Here is a 15,698-nt window from a genome sequence, read left to right as displayed (position 1 = left end):
CCGCTCATGGCGGTCGACCGCGAGCGTGTCGCCGAGCTGGTCCGCGAGCTGCTCGTGGCCATCGGTGAGGACCCGGAGCGTCCGGGGCTGAAGCTCACCCCCCAGCGCGTCGCGGAGGCGTACGCCGAGTTCTTCTCCGGAGTGGGGGAGGATGCCTCAGTGCCCCTCGCCCGCACCATCTCGGTCACGCGGGGGCCGGCCCCCGACACCCTCCCGTCGGGCGCGGTCATGCTGCGCGACATCCGCTTCCAGTCGATGTGCGAGCACCACCTGCTGCCCTTCGCCGGGCATGCGCACGTCGCGTACCTGCCGGGCGAGCAGGTCGTGGGGCTCGGGGCGCTGCCCCGGGTGATCGACATCCTCGCTGCACGGCCGCAGGTGCAGGAGCGACTCGGGGAGCAGATCGCGGACGCGATCGCCGGCTCGCTCGATACCCGAGGTGTGCTGGTCGTGCTCGACGCGGTGCACGAGTGCGTGACGATGCGGGGCGGCCGTCAGACCGCGGCATCCACCGTCACGGTGGCGGCCCGCGGCGTGTACACCGAGGCGGCCGCGCGTGCCGAGGCGATCGCGCTGCTCACGGGCGGCCGGACATGACCCTGGTGATGGGTGTCGTGAACGTCACGCCCGACTCGTTCAGTGACGGCGGGCGGTACGCCTCGCACGAGTCGGCGATCGCGCACGGGCGGACTCTCCGCCGCGATGGGGCTGACCTGCTCGACATCGGCGGAGAATCGACGAGGCCGGGCGCCGAGCGCGTCGCGCCCGAGGAGGAGCAGAGCCGCATCCTCCCCGTCGTCGAGACGCTCGCCGCGGACGGGGCGACGATCAGCGTCGACACGATGAACGCGAGCACGGCTGCGGCCGCCGTGGCTGCCGGTGCGCGGGTCGTGAACGACGTCTCGGGCGGTCTTGCCGACCCGGACATGCTCGCCACGGTCGCGGGGACCGACGCCGACCTCGTCCTCCAGCATTGGCGCGGGCACTCGGCCGACATGTACGGCACCGCCGTCTACGACGACATCGTCGGCGAGGTGGTCGGCGAACTCGGTGAGCGTGTCGCCGCAGCCCGGGCCGCCGGCATCCCGGATCACCGGATCGTCGTCGACCCGGGCTTCGGATTCGGCAAGACGCCCGAGCAGAACTGGCAGGTCGTGCGCGGTCTCGATCGGCTCGTGGCCGACGGTCACCGGGTCCTCATCGGCACGAGTCGCAAGCGGATGCTGGCGGTCGCCGCCGCCGGCTCGGGCGTCGAGCTCGCGGGTCAGGACGATCTCGACCTCGCGACCGCCGTCACGAGCGTCCTCGCCGCGCAGGCAGGTGTGTGGGCGGTGCGCGTGCACGACGTCGCCGCCACGCGCCTCGCGCTCGCGATGCGTGCCGCGTGGGAGGGGGAGCGATGAGCGACGAGATCGCGATCACCGGCATCCGTGCCACGGGCTACCACGGCGTCTACGACCACGAACGCCGGGACGGGCAGGAATTCGTCGCCGACCTCGTGCTCTCGCTGTCGCTCGCCCCCGCGGCCGCGAGCGACGATGTCGCCGACACCGTGCACTACGGCGAGGTCGCCGAGCGGGTCGCCGCACTGCTCGCGGGCGATCCCGTCGACCTCATCGAGACACTCGCCGACCGCATCGCGACGGCCGTGCTCACGGGGTGGCCCCTCGTCAACGCGGTCGCCGTCACCGTGCACAAGCCGGCCGCACCCATCCCGGTGCCGTTCGCAGACGTCGCCGTGACCGTCAGGCGGTCGCGCTCGTGAGCCGCCGGTTGGCCGAGGGGATGCCGGAGCGCGAGCCGCGCGCCGCCGGACCCGCGCATCGCGCGGTGATCGCGCTCGGTGCCAACCTCGGCGAACGCGCCGCGACGATCTCCGAGGCGATCGCCGACCTCGGCCGGCTGCCGCTCACCGAACTGATCGCTGCCGCCGAGCCGATCGAGTCGGTCGCGATCACACTGGGCGGACCGGATGCCGATGCGCCGCGCTACCTCAACACGGTCGCGATCGTCGACACGCGGCTCGCTCCCACCGTCCTGCTGGCGTATCTGCATGCGATCGAGGGTCGGCACGGGCGTGAACGGCGGGAGCGCTGGGGCAGCCGCACCCTCGACCTCGACCTCATCGCCTACGGCGACGTGCGCTCCGAGGATCCCGCCCTCGTCCTCCCGCACCCCCGGGCGGCGGAGCGCGACTTCGTCCTTGACCCCTGGCTGAGCATCGACCGCGACGCGGTGCTGCCCGGTGTCGGACGCGTCGCCGACCTGCGCGCGGAGCTCCCGGGAGGTGCGGCGTGAAGCGCACGAATCCGCTCCTGCTGGCAGCCATCGCCGTCGTGTCGGGGGTCGCCGGGTTCTTCGCCGATCAGGTGCTGACCGGAATGGGGCATCCGAGCTTCACTCCCTCCCCCCTCCTCCCGATCCTCCTCGTGGCGCTCGCCGTCGCGGTCGTCGCCGCGGCGATCCCGGTGCGCCGGGCGACCGTGGGAACGGCGGCTCCCGTCGACCCGTTCCGCGCGCTGCGGATCGCGATGATGGCGAAGGCGTCGAGCATCGTCGGCTCCCTCGTCGCGGGTTTCGCGGGCGGGCTCCTCGTCTTCGTCCTCACACGGCCGGTGTCACCCTCGTTAGGCTCGACGGGTGCGGTGATCGCCGCACTGGGGGGCGGACTGCTCCTCGTGGTCGGCGCTCTCGTCGCCGAACACCTGTGCACCATCCGGAAGGACGATGATGACGACCAGCCCGGACCCGACGAACCCGATTACGGACTCTCCCACTCCGACTGACGACGCGACCTTCTCGACGATCCTCGAGCCCCGCGGCGCCCACCGGCTGCCGCTCGGCGACGGTCAGTGGCGGCAGCTGTCGCGCAAGTACGTGCTGGGTCAGGTCATCGGCAACCTCGTGCTGCTCGTGCTGCTCGTCGCGGCGGTCCTGACGCTCTGGCTCATGTTCCAGGCGACGTGGCCGTTCATCCCGGGCGGGATCCTCTTCGCCATCGTCCTCGTGACGCTGATCGTCACGCCGCGGCAGGCGCGGTCGATCGGGTACCAGCTGCGGCAGGACGACCTCGTCTTCCGTCGCGGCATCCTGTGGCAGCGCCTCGTCTCGGTGCCCTACGGGCGCCTGCAGCTCGTCGACATCACGCACGGCCCCCTCGATCGGATGCTGGGCATCGCGCAGCTGAAGCTCGTCACCGCCGCGGCATCCACCGGTGTGACGATCCCCGGTCTGCCGCAGAAGGACGCCGAGGCGTTGCGCGACACGCTCATCGAGGTCGCCGAGACGCGACGGACGGGTCTGTGAGCGGCCTCGACCCGCAGGCGGCCACCCCGGCGGACGGCGGCGTTCCCACGCCTCCGCCTGTCGCCGTGCGGTCCGAGATGAGCGACGGCGACTGGCACCGGCTGCATCCGCTGTCACCCCTGCTGCGCGGCGGACTGACGCTGCTCGTGATCATCGGCATCCTGGTCGCGAACCTGCGCGACCGCCTCATCGCGTTCTTCCTGCCCGAGGGGTTCCGATGGGACGAGGAGGACCCGGTCGACTTCGTCCTGCAGAACGGCATCGCCGTGCAGGCGATCGTCGCCGTGGTGGTCGGCCTGGTCGTGCTCCTCGCGCTGTTCTGGACCGCGTGGCGGTTCCACACGTTCCGCATCACGGGCGACGAGGTCGAGGTGCGCAGCGGCGTGCTGTTCCGCACGCACCGGCGCGCCCCGCTCGACCGCGTCCAGGGCGTCAACCTCACGCGCCCCGCGCTCGCCCGGCTCGTCGGGCTCGCCAAGCTCGAGGTCGTCGGTGCGGGTCTCGACGCGAACGTGAAGCTCGAGTACCTGTCGACCGCCAACGCCGAGACGGTGCGCGGCGACATCCTCCGCCTCGCGTCCGGACACCGGACGAAGGATGCCGCGGGCCGAAAGGCGACCGGAGGCGCCGTGGCCTCGCGCGTCACCGCCGGGATCTCCGAGATCATCGACGGCGTCGAGGAGGACGGCACCGAGCCGGAGTCGATCGTCCGGGTGCCGATGTCGCGCCTCGTCCTCGCCGGCCTGCTGTCCGGGTCGACCATCTGGTTCATCCTGATCGTCGTCGCGGTGATCGTCGGTCTCACGGTGCAGCCGGCGTGGATCATCCCGGCGCTCGGCGCCTCGGTTCCTGCGGCCATCGGTTTCGGGACGTACGCGGTCCGCCAGTTCATCAAGACCGTCCGGTACTCGATCGCTCCGTCGTCGGCGGGTGTGCGCGTCACCTTCGGCCTCCTGACCACGGTCACCGAGACGCTGCCCGCCGGGCGCGTCCACGCCGTCGACGTCCGACAGCCGCTGCTGTGGCGGTGGGGCGGCTGGTATCGCATACGCGTCAACAAGCTCTCGGGCCGGTCCGCGAGCGACGCGTCGGCTGCGCAGATGGGCGATGTGCTGCCCATCGGCACGCAGGCCGACGTCGAGCGCGTCCTGCGCCTGCTCCTGCCGTCGATCCCCATCGGCGCCGAGCTCCTCGACGCGGGCTTGCACGGACCGCGGGACGGTGACGGGTACCTCACGTCCCCGGCTCGCGCTCGAGTGATCGATCCGCTCACCTGGCGGCGCAACGGCATCCTCCTCCTGCCGCAGGCCGTGCTCCTGCGTACAGGGCGCCTGTGGCCGAAGCTCACGATCCTGCCGCTCGCACGGCTGCAGTCGGTGCGGATCTCTCAGGGACCCCTCGCTCGTCGTCTGGGGCTGGCCGCTCTCACGGGCCACACGGTGACGGGACCCGTCGCGGTCGCGATCGAGTCGCTCGACCACGAACAGGCGTATGCCCTGTGGAACGAGATCACCGCGGCCGCTGTGGCCGAGGCGGCCGAGGAGACGGAGCCGGTGATGGAGGGGGAGGAGCGGATCGCCGAGGTCGAGCCCCCCGAGGTCGCGACCGTTGCGCCGTCGCCGACCTCGCCCGCTCGCCCGGCGGAGGAGCGATGACGCGCGACGGGCGCCTGGGCGTCGGGGTCATCGGCGCAGGTCGGGTCGGTCCCGTCGTGGCGGCCGCTCTCGCCGGTGCCGGGCATGCACTCACCGGGATCACGACGGGCTCCGATGACGATCGGGTCGAGGCGATCCTGCCCGACGTTCCGCGACTGGTCGCCGAAGAGGTCGTCCGGCGCAGCGAGCTCGTGATCCTGGCTGTGCCGCGCGATGAGCTGCCGGGCCTGGTGTCCGGGCTCGCCGAGATCGGCGTCTGGCAGGTCGGGCAGATCGTGATGCACACGGATGCCGCGCACGGCATACAGGTCCTCGCACCGGCAGCGGCGAAGGGTGCCATCCCGGTCGCCATCCACCCGGCGATCGCCTTCACCGGGACGTCGACCGATCTTCGCGCCCTCCGGGACGCGTACGCCGCGGTGACCGCGCCGGCCGCCGTGCTCCCGATCGCGCAGGCGCTCGCCGTCGAGATGGGGTGCGAACCCGTCGTCGTCGCGGACGCCGATCGTGCGGCGTACGGCGAGGCGATCGCCACCGCCACCGAGTTCTCGTCCTCGATCGTGCGTCAGTCGGCGGATCTTCTTCGGACCGCCGGGGTCGACGACCCGTCGCGCTACCTCTCCGCCCTCGTGCACACGACGATCGACCGGGCGCTCACCGATTCTGCGCCGTCGGTTGGTGACGCTCCGCCGGCCGCCCCATGAACGACGTCGAGCTCGCCCGCATCCCGGCCGGTCGGGTCGAGCTCCACGATGCACGTCGCCGCACCCGCTGGAGCGTCGACCTCGAGCCGTTCGAGATCGGCGTGTACGCCGTGACCGAGGAGCAGCTCGCCGAGGTGTTGGGGGTCGCGGCATCCCACCCGCGGCGCCCCGCGGTCGAGGTCAGCTGGCTGCGCGCCGTCCGGTTCTGCAACGCGCTGTCGGAGTGGGAGGGCCTGGATCCCGCCTACTCCGTCGACGGCGAGGAGGTGCGGTGGCACGTCGACAGCGACGGCTTCCGTCTGCCGACCGAAGCCGAGTGGGAGTACGCGTGCCGCGCCGGCTCGACGGGTCCGCAGTACGGCCCGCTCGCCGAGATCGCGTGGACATCGGCCGACGGGGTGAGCGCGCCTCAGCCGGTCGGCGGCAAGCTCCCCAACCTGAACGGGCTGTTCGACACCCTTGGCAACGTCTGGGAGTGGTGCTGGGACTTCCTCGACACCGAGCGGTACGACGACTATCGCGTGTTCCGCGGTGGTGGTTTCGCCGACGACGCCTGGAGCGTGCGCGCCGGCACCCGCCGTGGGGGAGGCCCACGCACGACGCACGACGACGTGGGCTTCCGCGTCGCGCGTGGCGGCTTCGACTCCGTCGACGCCGCGCAGGGGTGGTCGGCCGCGTTCGACGCCGAGCGCGCCGCCGGCGGCGACCCGCGTCCACTCGGCTGGACCCCGCGCCGCTGAGCCCGCGCGCGTCGCCGACGCGCTCTAGCGTGGGTTCGCGGATGCAACAGATCCGGCAGGACGCGCGGGGGACGGGTGCCGGGGGGCGGAGTGTCGGCGCGGATCCGCTGCATCCGCGCACGTCGGGACGCCGGGCGGCCACCGGCATCCGCTCGGAAACCGCACCCGGGCCCGCCGATAGACTGAAGGGTCGAATCCCCGAGGAGCCTTCTGTCATGACCGACGCGTCCGCGCCCACGCCCGCCGAGACGACCGATGAGGACGTCTTCGAGCAGAAGGCGGTCCGTCTCGCCAAGCGGGAGCGCCTGCTGGCCGAGCGCACGGATGCCGCCGGTGGCGCCTACCCCGTCGCGGTCCCGGTGACCGACACGATCCCCGCACTGCGGGAGCGTTTCGCCTCGCTCGAGGCGGGCGACGAGACGGGGGAGACGGCGTCGGTCGCCGGTCGCATCGTCTTCAGCCGGAACACCGGCAAGCTCTGCTTCGCCGCACTGCAGTCGGGTGACGGCAGCCGCATCCAGGCCATGGTCTCCCTCGCCGAGGTGGGGGAGGAGTCACTGCAGGCGTGGAAGGAGCTCGTCGACCTCGGCGACCACGTCTCGGTCACCGGACAGGTCATCTCGAGCCGTCGCGGCGAGCTGTCCATCATGGTCACCGACTGGGCGATCGCCGCGAAGGCGCTGCTGCCCCTGCCGAACCTCCACTCCGAGCTGAGCGAGGAGAGCCGGGTGCGCTCGCGCTTCCTCGACCTCATCGTGCGCGACACGGCGCGCGAGACGGTGGTCGCCCGCGCGAAGGTCAACGCCTCGCTGCGCCGCACCTTCGACGCCCACGGCTTCCTCGAGGTCGAGACTCCTATGCTGCAGGTGCAGCACGGGGGTGCTGCGGCCCGGCCGTTCATCACGCACTCCAACGCGTTCGACACCGAGCTGTACCTGCGCATCGCGCCGGAGCTCTTCCTCAAGCGCGCCGTCGTCGGCGGCATCGACCGCGTCTTCGAGATCAACCGCAACTTCCGCAACGAGGGCGCCGACTCGACGCACAGCCCCGAGTTCGCGATGCTCGAGGCCTATCAGTCGTACAGCGACTACAACGGCATCGCCGACCTGACCCAGGAGCTCATCCAGAACGCCGCGGTCGCGGTCGCCGGATCGACGACAGTGACGTGGGCCGACGGCACCGAGTACGACCTCGGCGGCCAGTGGGACCGCATCTCGATGTACGAGTCGCTGTCGGATGCCGCCGGTCGCACCGTCACGCCCGAGACGTCGTTCGAGGAGTTGCAGGCCCTCGCCACCGAGGCGGGCGTCGAGGTGCCCGAGAAGATCGCGACCCACGGCAAGCTCGTCGAGGAGCTGTGGGAGCACTTCGTCAAGAGCGGACTCGAGCGTCCGACATTCGTCATGGACTTCCCGCTGGACACGTCGCCGCTCGTGCGCGAGCACCGCAGCATCCCGGGCGTCGTCGAGAAGTGGGATCTCTACGTCCGCGGCTTCGAGCTCGCGACCGGGTACTCCGAGCTCGTCGATCCCGTCATCCAGCGCGAGCGTTTCGTCGAGCAGGCGAAGCTCGCTGCGCGCGGCGATGACGAGGCGATGCGGGTCGACGAGGAGTTCCTGCGGGCGCTCGAGCACGGCATGCCGCCCACCGGTGGCATGGGCATGGGCATCGACCGCCTGCTGATGGCGATCACGGGCCTCGGCATCCGCGAGACGATCCTCTTCCCGCTCGTCAAGTAGCCCCCCGGACCGCGGCCGCGCCGCGAACCCGGCCGACGGCATCCCTGCCCGCTCCGGCTCCCGGCCCACATCATGTGCTCACAACGACCGCACACGTCGTGCACGGTTCACGTCGTGTGGTCTCGTCCGGAACACATGATGTGGATGCCGGGAGGCGCGCCGCTGGCGCGTGTACGCCTGCATCCCGGGCATGTCAAGGTCTTGCGTTTCCGCGGTCTGAACCGGTTTAGTGGATCAGGTTCGACACGAAGGAGTGACCGATGCCGCCGGAGACGCGTCCCACGATCGCGGATGTCGCGCGCGTCGCGGGCGTGAGCAAGGGCCTCGTCTCCTTCGCCCTCAACGGCCGGCCGGGTGTTTCCGCCGACACGCGGCAGCGCATCATGGACGTCGCCGCCGAGCTGGGCTGGACCCCGAGCCTCAGCGCGCGGTCGCTCAGCGTCGGGCGCGCATTCGCGTGCGGACTGGTCATCGGGCGCAGTCCCGACGTGATCGCGGCCGACCCCTTCTTCCCTTCGTTCATCGCGGGTCTCGAGGACGAGTTCTCCGTCACCGGCCAGGCGCTGGTCCTCGCCGTCGCGAATCCCGGGCGCCAGGAGGCCGACACCTACCGCAGTCTGGTCTCGGATCGCCGCGTCGACGGGGTGATCCTCACCGACATCCGCGTCGCCGATCCGCGCATCGCGCTGCTCACCGACCTGAAGATCCCCGCAGTCACGCTCGGCCGTCCCGACGTCGCGTCGCCGTTCGCCTCCGTGTCGACCGACGACGGTGCCGGCATCCGTCTCGCCGTCGAGCACCTCGCGAAACTCGGGCACCGCCGGGTCGCGCACGTCGCCGGTCCCTCGGGGATGCTCCACGCACAGCGACGCACGCAGGCGTTCCTGGATGCCGCGGATGCCGCCGGCCTCGACGTCACGGTGGTCGAGACGGACTTCAGCGCCGCCGACGGCGCTCGGACGACGGCATCCCTCCTCGACGACGCGACTCCGCCCACGGCGATCGTCTACTCGAACGACAGCATGGCGGTCGCCGGGATGGGAGTCGCCCACCAGCGGGGGCTGCGCGTGCCCGGCGACCTCTCGATCACGGGCTTCGACGACACCGAGATCGGGCGCTGGGTGCACCCGGCTCTCACGAGCGTGTCGACCGACGCCCGCGGCTGGGGCGTGACCGCCGCTCGGACACTCCTCGCCGCCATCGCGGGGGATGCGCCGGCGCACATCGACCTTCCCGATCCCTCCCTCGCCGTCCGGGGTTCGACGGCACCTCCCGCGCGCGCCTGACCGGCGCCGCACGACAGCAAGAGAGCACGACAGACACTCACGAAACGAAGGAGAGAGACATGCGACGACGCATCCTCATCACAGCAGCTGCCGCTTCCGGCGTGCTCGCCCTCACCGCCTGCGGCGGCGGAGGCGGGGGTGGTGGTGACGACCTCGAGGCTCGAGGCGACATCACCATCTGGTACTCCAACAACGAGGCCGAGATCGGCTGGGGCAAGGCGATGGTCGAGGCCTGGAATGCCGACCACCCCGACGAGCAGATCAAGGCGCAGGAGATCCCTGCGGGAGCGTCGAGCGAAGAGGTCATCGGCGCCGCGATCACGGCGGGCAACGCCCCCTGTCTCGTGTTCAACACCTCTCCCGCGGCGGTCCCCGGATTCCAGCGTCAGGGCGGGCTCGTCAACCTCTCCGAGTTCGAGGACGGCGACGACTACATCACGGCGCGCAGCGGCGACCTCGCCGATCAGTACCGCTCCGACGACGGCGACTTCTACCAGATGCCGTGGAAGTCGAATCCGGTCATGATCTTCTACAACAAGGACCTCTTCGAGCAGGCGGGCCTCGACCCGGAGAACCCGAAACTTTCGACGTACGACGAGTTCCTCGACACCGCCCGGGCGCTCAAGGAGGCCGGCGTCTCGGACTACGCGATCAACCCGGCTCCCACGAGCGAGTTCTTCCAGTCCTGGTTCGACTTCTACCCCCTGTACGCGGCGCAGACCGGCGGCACCCAGCTCCTCGAAGACGGCAAGGCCACGTTCGACGACGAGAACGGCAAAGCCGTCGCCGACTTCTGGCGCACGCTCTATGAGGAGCAGCTGGCCGGCAACGAGCAGTACCAGGGTGACGCATTCGCCGACGGCTACGCCGCGATGGCGATCGTCGGGCCGTGGGCGATCAGCGTCTACGGCGACGCGATCAACTGGGGCTCCGTCCCCGTCCCCACGCAGGACGGCACCGCTCCCGAGGACACCTGGACCTTCAGCGACGCCAAGAACGTCGGCATGTTCACGGCGTGCGACAACAAAGCGACCGCGTGGGACGTCCTGAAGTTCGCCACGAGCGAGGAGCAGGACGGCGCCTGGCTCGAGGCCACTGGACAGATGCCGTTGCGACAGGACCTGACCGGCACCTTCCCGGACTACTTCGCGGACAACCCCGCCTACGAGCAGTTCGGCGATCAGGCGGCCCGCACCGTGGAGGTGCCGAACGTCGTCGGCTCCGTGGAGATCTGGCAGGCGTTCCGCGACGGGTACTCGAAGTCGGTCATCTTCGGCGAGACCCCGGTCGACCAGTTCCTCTCCGACACCGCGGCAGAGGTCGACGAGCTGGCGGCGGGCTGACATGACCGCCGTCGTCCCGGGTCGCGCCGGGTCCGATCCCGGCGCGACCCGCGGTGCTCCGCCGCAGAAGGACGGGCAGGATGCCGCGGGTCGCCGCGGCATCCTGCACCGGATCCTCGGTGCGCAGCCGCACGGACTGCTCTTCTCGGCGCCGTACATCGCGTTCGTCCTGGTCGTCTTCGCCTACCCGGTCGTGTTCGCGGTCTGGATGTCGTTCCAGGACTACTTCTTCGCCGCCCCCGGCGCGGAGGTCGACCGTCCGTTCGTGGGCTTCGACAACTACGTCACGGCCCTCAGCGACCCCGAGGTCTGGCGCGCATTCGGCAATGTGGGGATCTTCCTGATCATCAACGTGCCGCTCACCGTGATCCTGTCGATCCTGCTCGCGACGGCTCTCGACCGGGTGACGAAGGCGCGGACCTTCTTCCGGGTGAGCTACTACGTGCCGTACGTCACGGCATCCGTCGCCGTCGTTGCGGTCTGGCTCTTCCTCTTCGCCCGCGGCGGGCTCGTCAACAACGTGCTCGGGCCGCTCGCGCCCGACCCGTCGTGGCTCGTGAACTCCGCGCTGGCGATGCCGACCATCGCCTTCTTCGTGACGTGGAAAGGACTGGGGTTCTACATCCTGCTGTACCTCGCGGCACTGCAGAACGTCCCCCGGGAGCTCTACGAGTCGGTGTCCGTGGACGGCGGAGGACGTCTGCGGCAGTTCTTCTCGGTGACAGTGCCGAGCGTGCGACCGGCGACCCTGCTCGTCGTGCTGCTCGCCACGATCACCGGCGCGAACCTCTTCACCGAGCCCTATCTGCTGACCGGCGGCGGCGGGCCCAACGGCGCCTCGACCTCGCCGGTGCTGCTCATGTACCAGCGCGGCATCGAACAGCAGAACCCCGATGTCGCCGCCGCCATCGGTGTCGTCCTCATCGTGTTCGTGCTCGCCATCGCCGCGCTGCAGCGCAAGCTCGTGGGCGGTGAGGAGCGATGAAGCGTGCGCTCGGCTCGAAGATCACGATGTACGTCGCGCTGTCGATCGGCGCACTCGCGTTCCTGTTTCCGTTCTTCTACATGATCGTCGGATCGTTGCAGACGAACGTCGACCCGACACCGGCGGGCGCCTTCCCCAACCCGTCCAACCTCACGCTCGACAACTACGCCGCCATCAACGGGCGCATCGACCTGCTGCAGGGGCTCGCCAACTCCGGCATCTTCACCGGTGGCGTGATCCTCGGGACGATCGTTTTCGGCGTGCTGGCGGGCTACGCGCTCGCGGTGCTCCGGTGGCGTGGGCGCGGCGCGACCTTCGCGCTCGCGCTGCTCGTCCAGGTCGTGCCGTTCCAGCTGCTGATGATCCCGCTGTACGTCATGATCGCGCGGGACTACGGCCTCGCCGACAGCTACCTCGGGATGATCCTGCCGTTCTTCATCAACTCGACGGCGGTGATCATCTTCCGGCAGTACTTCCTGCAGCTGCCGAAGGAGCTCTTCGACGCGGCACGAATCGACGGCGCGAACGAGTTCCGCCTGCTGTGGAGCGTGGCGCTGCCGCTCGTGCGTCCCGCGTTGCTGACGGTCGTGCTGCTGACGTTCATCGGACCGTGGAACGAGTTCCTGTGGCCGTTCCTCATCACGAAGGATGCCGAGATGCAGCCGCTCGCTGTCTCGCTCGCGAACTTCATCTCGAACATCGCGGCATCCACCGCCAATCCGTTCGGAGCGATGATGGCCGGCGCCGTCGTGCTCGCCGCCCCCGCCGTGGCGCTGTTCCTCGTGTTCCAGCGCTACTTCACCTCCAACGACCTCGGATCCGGAGTGAAAGGATGACCATGCCCGCCCAGACCCACGTCCCCTACCGCCTCACCCGAATGGGGGTCGTCATGACCCCTGCGGACGGCGATCCCAACGAGGCCGAGGGGGTGCTGAACCCCGCGTCGGGCCGTGGCCCCGACGGCGAGCTCTACCTGCTGCCGCGGCTCGTCGCCGACGGCAACGTGTCGCGGGTGGGCCTCGCCCGCGTCGTGATCGAGGACGGCGTGCCCGTCGCTGTCGAACGGCAGGGGGTCGTGCTCGAACCTGATCGCGGCTGGGAGCGCGGGGTCGGCAACGCCGGTGTCGAGGACCCCCGGGTCACCTGGGTCGAGACACTCGGGCTGCACGTCATGACCTACGTCGCCTACGGACCGCTCGGCCCCCGCACGGCGGTCGCCGTGTCGAGCGACCTGCGGGACTGGCGGCGGCTGGGGCCGGCGCTGTTCCGGTATCAGGACGACCTCGACATGGACCTCAACCTGTTCCACAACAAGGACACCGTGTTCTTCCCCGAGCCGGTGACCGCTCCCGACGGACGCGAGGCGCTCGCCGTCCTGCACCGGCCGATGTGGGACCTCGGCGAGACCAAGCCCGGTCAGGGTGTGCGCGTCCCGGCCGGTGTCGAGGACGAGCGGCAATCGATCTGGATCAGTTACATCCCGCTCGACGCCGTCCGCGAGGACCTCTCCACCCTCGCCCTGTGGGAGCAGCACCGCTTCGTCGCGGGGCCGGAGTTCCCGTTCGAGGCGCTCAAGATCGGCGGCGGCCCGCCGCCCCGCCGCGTGCCGGAGGGGTGGCTCGTGCTGCACCACGGGGTGACCGGCACCATCGACAGCGCCTTCTCGCAGCAGCAGAAGGTGAATTACGCCGCCGGGGCCATCATCCTCGACGCCGACGATCCCTCCACGGTCGTCGCCCGCACTCCGGAGCCCTTGCTGGCGCCGGAGACCGACGACGAGCGCAGCGGCATCGTGCCGAACGTCGTCTTCCCGACCGCGATCGAAGAGGTCGACGGCCGCCTGTTCGTGTTCTACGGCATGGCCGACTCGAAGATCGGCGTCGCCCTGCTCGAACGCACCGATTGACCGACCGCACCCGAAAGGAACCCTCCCGTGAACACCTCCGCACAGCGTCGTGCGCACACCCTCGGTCTCACCGCGCTCGCCGCGGCGGCGCTGATCGTCCCGCTCGGCGCCACGTCCGCCGTCGCGGCCCCGGCATCCGCCGTCGTGACGAACCTCGACCACCTCGACTTCCTGCTCGATGAGGCCACCCCTCCCGCGGACGTCGAGGGACACAGCACCTACCGGCAGGACGAGGAGCCGACCCTCGTCCTGCCGTGGACCTACGCCGACGCCCGCGACGGCGGCACCTTCGAGCGGGTCGGCGGCGGCCCGCTCGACCCCGCGACCGGCTACTGGGGCCAGGGTGCCTACAACGCCGACGACGTGACCCGCGCCGCCGTCGTGTACACGCGGCACTGGGAGCTCACCGGCGACGACGACAGCCGCGACACGGCCTATGAGCTGCTCCGTTCGGTCGCCTACTTCCAGACGACCGATGGGCCCGATGCCGGCAACGTCGTCCTCTGGATGCAGCCCGACGGCACCCTGAACCCGTCGGCCGAACCGGTGGAGCTGCCCGACCCGTCCGACAGCGGTCCCAGCTACTGGCTCGCGCGCACCCTGTGGGCGCTCGGCGAGGGGTACGCGGCGTTCGAGGACGAGGACCCGGAGTTCGCCGACTTCCTGGACGACCGCCTCGACCTCTCGCTCGACGCCCTCAACAGTCAGGTGCTGTCGAAGTACGGCGAGTGGAAGACCTCCGACGGCAAGCGGGTGCCGGCGTGGCTCATCGCGAACGGGGCGGATGCCTCGGCCGAGGCCGCCCTCGGACTCGCGGCACGCGTCGAAGCCGGCCCCGACGGCAAGTCCGCGACGGCGCTGCGTCAGCTCGCGAAGGGGATCGCGGCGATGGCGGACGGCGGCCTGCGGGAGTGGCCGTACAGCGCCGTGCTGCCGTGGGCGGAGTCCCCGGCGATCTGGCACGCGTGGGGCTCGCAGATGCCTGCAGCGCTGGCCGAGGCATCCGTCGCGCTCCGTGACCGATCGCTTGCGCGTCCCGCGATCGCCGACGCGGCGACCTTCACGCCGACCCTGTTGACGGCGGGCGGCCCGGACAACGGCTGGAACCCGAGCCCCGTCGACCGGGTGCAGATCGCGTACGGCGCGGACTCGCGCGTGCAGTCCCTCCTCGCCGTCGCCGACGCGACCGGGTCGGACGGCTTCGAGCAGCTGGCTGCGATGCAGGCGGCATGGTTCTTCGGAGCGAACCACGCCGGGCAGCGGATGTACGACCCCGCCACGGGGGTCACGTACGACGGCCTGCAGCCGGACGGGACCGTGAACCGCAACAGCGGTGCGGAGTCGACGATCCACGGTCTGCTGACGGCGATCGCTCTCGATGCCCACCCCGACGTGCGCGACCACGCGGTCGCGCTCACGACGGTCGCCGATCGCGAGGGCCTCGCGTGGGTCGAGGCGGAGGATGCGGTCTCGACGACGGGTGTGGTCGACACGCCGGAATCGTGGACCGGCGAGTCGAGCTGGTCGGGCGACCGGCTGACGCTGTCGCGCGGCGACTCGGCGGTCTTCGACTTCGGCGCTGCGGACGCGGCCCGGTGGATTGAACCCGTGGTGTGGTCGGAGGTGCGTGAGCGCACCGCGTCGACGTGGCGAGCGGACCGCACCCCGCTGGGTTCGCTCCAGCTGACCGGACCGGCGCAGGGCATCTCGCCGACGCCGGGCGCGATGCACCCCCACACCCTCACCCGGGCACTCGCCGCGGGGCAGGACCGGGTTCGTGTGGACGTGAAGCGTGGCGACCTGCAGCTCGACGGTCTGCTCGTCCGCCCGGTCGTCTCTCGCCTCGAACTCGGCGGGGACGGTGCGGGCATGCTGCTCGTCCACTCCGCCGCGCGCACACCGCAGCGGGTCGCGGTGGGGTCGGGGGACGTGTCGGTCTACGACGCACGCGGGCACGAGGTCCGGGTGCGTCCGGGCAGCGGCACGGTCACGCTCCCGGCGGGAGGTTTCGCGATCGTCGAACGTTGACGCCTG

The 15,698-nt window shown here is 70.8% G+C and carries 16 protein-coding genes; all 16 read left to right on the top strand.

Annotation, left to right across the window (positions count from 1 at the left end):
• Window positions 1-6 precede the first annotated feature (6 nt).
• The 16 genes from folE to AB0259_RS08880 all read left to right on the top strand — a co-directional run bounded on the left by folE (window position 7) and on the right by AB0259_RS08880 (window position 15,692).
• Window positions 7-597 carry a GTP cyclohydrolase I gene (gene folE, locus AB0259_RS08955; protein ID WP_366222195.1) on the top strand — a complete coding sequence of 197 codons (591 nt, stop codon included), beginning with the start codon at window positions 7-9 and terminating at the stop codon, window positions 595-597.
• Window positions 594-1,403 (top strand): dihydropteroate synthase, encoded by an 810-nt coding sequence (gene folP / locus AB0259_RS08950; protein WP_366222197.1) that lies wholly within the window; start codon window positions 594-596, stop codon window positions 1,401-1,403. The genes folE and folP overlap by 4 nt, the downstream gene beginning before the upstream one ends.
• On the top strand, window positions 1,400-1,765 hold the full coding sequence (gene folB / locus AB0259_RS08945) for a dihydroneopterin aldolase (RefSeq protein ID WP_366222198.1): 366 nt from the start codon (window positions 1,400-1,402) through the stop codon (window positions 1,763-1,765). Before folP ends, folB begins: the two co-directional genes overlap by 4 nt.
• 20 nt (window positions 1,766-1,785) lie before the next feature.
• The gene (gene folK / locus AB0259_RS08940) at window positions 1,786-2,298 is read left to right on the top strand and encodes a 2-amino-4-hydroxy-6-hydroxymethyldihydropteridine diphosphokinase (protein ID WP_366222710.1); all 513 of its coding nucleotides are present in this window, start codon (window positions 1,786-1,788) and stop codon (window positions 2,296-2,298) included.
• Window positions 2,295-2,786, top strand: coding sequence for a DUF3180 domain-containing protein (locus tag AB0259_RS08935; protein WP_366222199.1), 492 nt, complete (start codon window positions 2,295-2,297; stop codon window positions 2,784-2,786). Before folK ends, AB0259_RS08935 begins: the two co-directional genes overlap by 4 nt.
• Entirely contained in the window at window positions 2,731-3,306 is a 576-nt protein-coding gene (locus tag AB0259_RS08930; RefSeq protein WP_251577873.1) for a PH domain-containing protein, read from the top strand. The genes AB0259_RS08935 and AB0259_RS08930 overlap by 56 nt, the downstream gene beginning before the upstream one ends.
• Complete coding sequence (locus tag AB0259_RS08925; protein WP_366222200.1) at window positions 3,303-4,961, top strand: PH domain-containing protein; 1,659 nt, start codon at window positions 3,303-3,305, stop codon at window positions 4,959-4,961. Before AB0259_RS08930 ends, AB0259_RS08925 begins: the two co-directional genes overlap by 4 nt.
• Window positions 4,958-5,665 (top strand): DUF2520 domain-containing protein, encoded by a 708-nt coding sequence (locus AB0259_RS08920; RefSeq protein ID WP_366222201.1) that lies wholly within the window; start codon window positions 4,958-4,960, stop codon window positions 5,663-5,665. The genes AB0259_RS08925 and AB0259_RS08920 overlap by 4 nt, the downstream gene beginning before the upstream one ends.
• Window positions 5,662-6,405, top strand: coding sequence for a formylglycine-generating enzyme family protein (locus tag AB0259_RS08915; RefSeq protein WP_251577879.1), 744 nt, complete (start codon window positions 5,662-5,664; stop codon window positions 6,403-6,405). Before AB0259_RS08920 ends, AB0259_RS08915 begins: the two co-directional genes overlap by 4 nt.
• Before the next feature lie 215 nt (window positions 6,406-6,620).
• The gene (lysS, locus tag AB0259_RS08910; protein ID WP_366222202.1) at window positions 6,621-8,144 is read left to right on the top strand and encodes a lysine--tRNA ligase; all 1,524 of its coding nucleotides are present in this window, start codon (window positions 6,621-6,623) and stop codon (window positions 8,142-8,144) included.
• A 260-nt stretch (window positions 8,145-8,404) separates the two neighbouring features.
• Complete coding sequence (locus AB0259_RS08905) at window positions 8,405-9,430, top strand: LacI family DNA-binding transcriptional regulator (RefSeq protein ID WP_366222203.1); 1,026 nt, start codon at window positions 8,405-8,407, stop codon at window positions 9,428-9,430.
• A gap of 59 nt (window positions 9,431-9,489) precedes the next feature.
• Complete coding sequence (locus AB0259_RS08900; RefSeq protein WP_251577885.1) at window positions 9,490-10,773, top strand: extracellular solute-binding protein; 1,284 nt, start codon at window positions 9,490-9,492, stop codon at window positions 10,771-10,773.
• A gap of 1 nt (window position 10,774) precedes the next feature.
• A complete protein-coding gene (locus AB0259_RS08895) occupies window positions 10,775-11,758 on the top strand; it encodes a sugar ABC transporter permease (protein ID WP_366222205.1) in 984 nt (327 codons plus the stop codon).
• Window positions 11,755-12,594 (top strand): carbohydrate ABC transporter permease, encoded by an 840-nt coding sequence (locus AB0259_RS08890; protein WP_251577889.1) that lies wholly within the window; start codon window positions 11,755-11,757, stop codon window positions 12,592-12,594. Before AB0259_RS08895 ends, AB0259_RS08890 begins: the two co-directional genes overlap by 4 nt.
• 2 nt (window positions 12,595-12,596) lie before the next feature.
• On the top strand, window positions 12,597-13,664 hold the full coding sequence (locus AB0259_RS08885) for a glycosidase (RefSeq protein WP_366222208.1): 1,068 nt from the start codon (window positions 12,597-12,599) through the stop codon (window positions 13,662-13,664).
• A gap of 27 nt (window positions 13,665-13,691) precedes the next feature.
• The gene (locus AB0259_RS08880) at window positions 13,692-15,692 is read left to right on the top strand and encodes a hypothetical protein (RefSeq protein WP_366222209.1); all 2,001 of its coding nucleotides are present in this window, start codon (window positions 13,692-13,694) and stop codon (window positions 15,690-15,692) included.
• Window positions 15,693-15,698: the final 6 nt, after the last annotated feature.

Origin of the sequence: Microbacterium sp. NPDC080005 (assembly GCF_040702445.1) — a bacterium.
GTDB lineage: Bacteria > Actinomycetota > Actinomycetes > Actinomycetales > Microbacteriaceae > Microbacterium > Microbacterium oleivorans_D.
The sequence above is the reverse complement of the archived record's forward strand: the minus strand, read 5'-3'. Positions and strand labels throughout refer to the sequence as shown.

What these genes read in the sequence shown, in the direction of transcription:
- AB0259_RS08915 (WP_251577879.1), top strand. Translation starts at nt 5,662, where the DNA reads ATGAACGACGTCGAGCTCGCCCGCATCCCGGCCGGTCGGGTCGAGCTC.
- lysS (WP_366222202.1), top strand. Translation starts at nt 6,621, where the DNA reads ATGACCGACGCGTCCGCGCCCACGCCCGCCGAGACGACCGATGAGGAC.
- folP (WP_366222197.1), top strand. Translation starts at nt 594, where the DNA reads ATGACCCTGGTGATGGGTGTCGTGAACGTCACGCCCGACTCGTTCAGT.
- AB0259_RS08930 (WP_251577873.1), top strand. Translation starts at nt 2,731, where the DNA reads ATGACGACCAGCCCGGACCCGACGAACCCGATTACGGACTCTCCCACT.
- AB0259_RS08885 (WP_366222208.1), top strand. Translation starts at nt 12,597, where the DNA reads ATGCCCGCCCAGACCCACGTCCCCTACCGCCTCACCCGAATGGGGGTC.
- folE (WP_366222195.1), top strand. Translation starts at nt 7, where the DNA reads ATGGCGGTCGACCGCGAGCGTGTCGCCGAGCTGGTCCGCGAGCTGCTC.
- AB0259_RS08920 (WP_366222201.1), top strand. Translation starts at nt 4,958, where the DNA reads ATGACGCGCGACGGGCGCCTGGGCGTCGGGGTCATCGGCGCAGGTCGG.
- folK (WP_366222710.1), top strand. Translation starts at nt 1,786, where the DNA reads ATGCCGGAGCGCGAGCCGCGCGCCGCCGGACCCGCGCATCGCGCGGTG.
- AB0259_RS08900 (WP_251577885.1), top strand. Translation starts at nt 9,490, where the DNA reads ATGCGACGACGCATCCTCATCACAGCAGCTGCCGCTTCCGGCGTGCTC.
- AB0259_RS08890 (WP_251577889.1), top strand. Translation starts at nt 11,755, where the DNA reads ATGAAGCGTGCGCTCGGCTCGAAGATCACGATGTACGTCGCGCTGTCG.
- folB (WP_366222198.1), top strand. Translation starts at nt 1,400, where the DNA reads ATGAGCGACGAGATCGCGATCACCGGCATCCGTGCCACGGGCTACCAC.
- AB0259_RS08905 (WP_366222203.1), top strand. Translation starts at nt 8,405, where the DNA reads ATGCCGCCGGAGACGCGTCCCACGATCGCGGATGTCGCGCGCGTCGCG.
- AB0259_RS08895 (WP_366222205.1), top strand. Translation starts at nt 10,775, where the DNA reads ATGACCGCCGTCGTCCCGGGTCGCGCCGGGTCCGATCCCGGCGCGACC.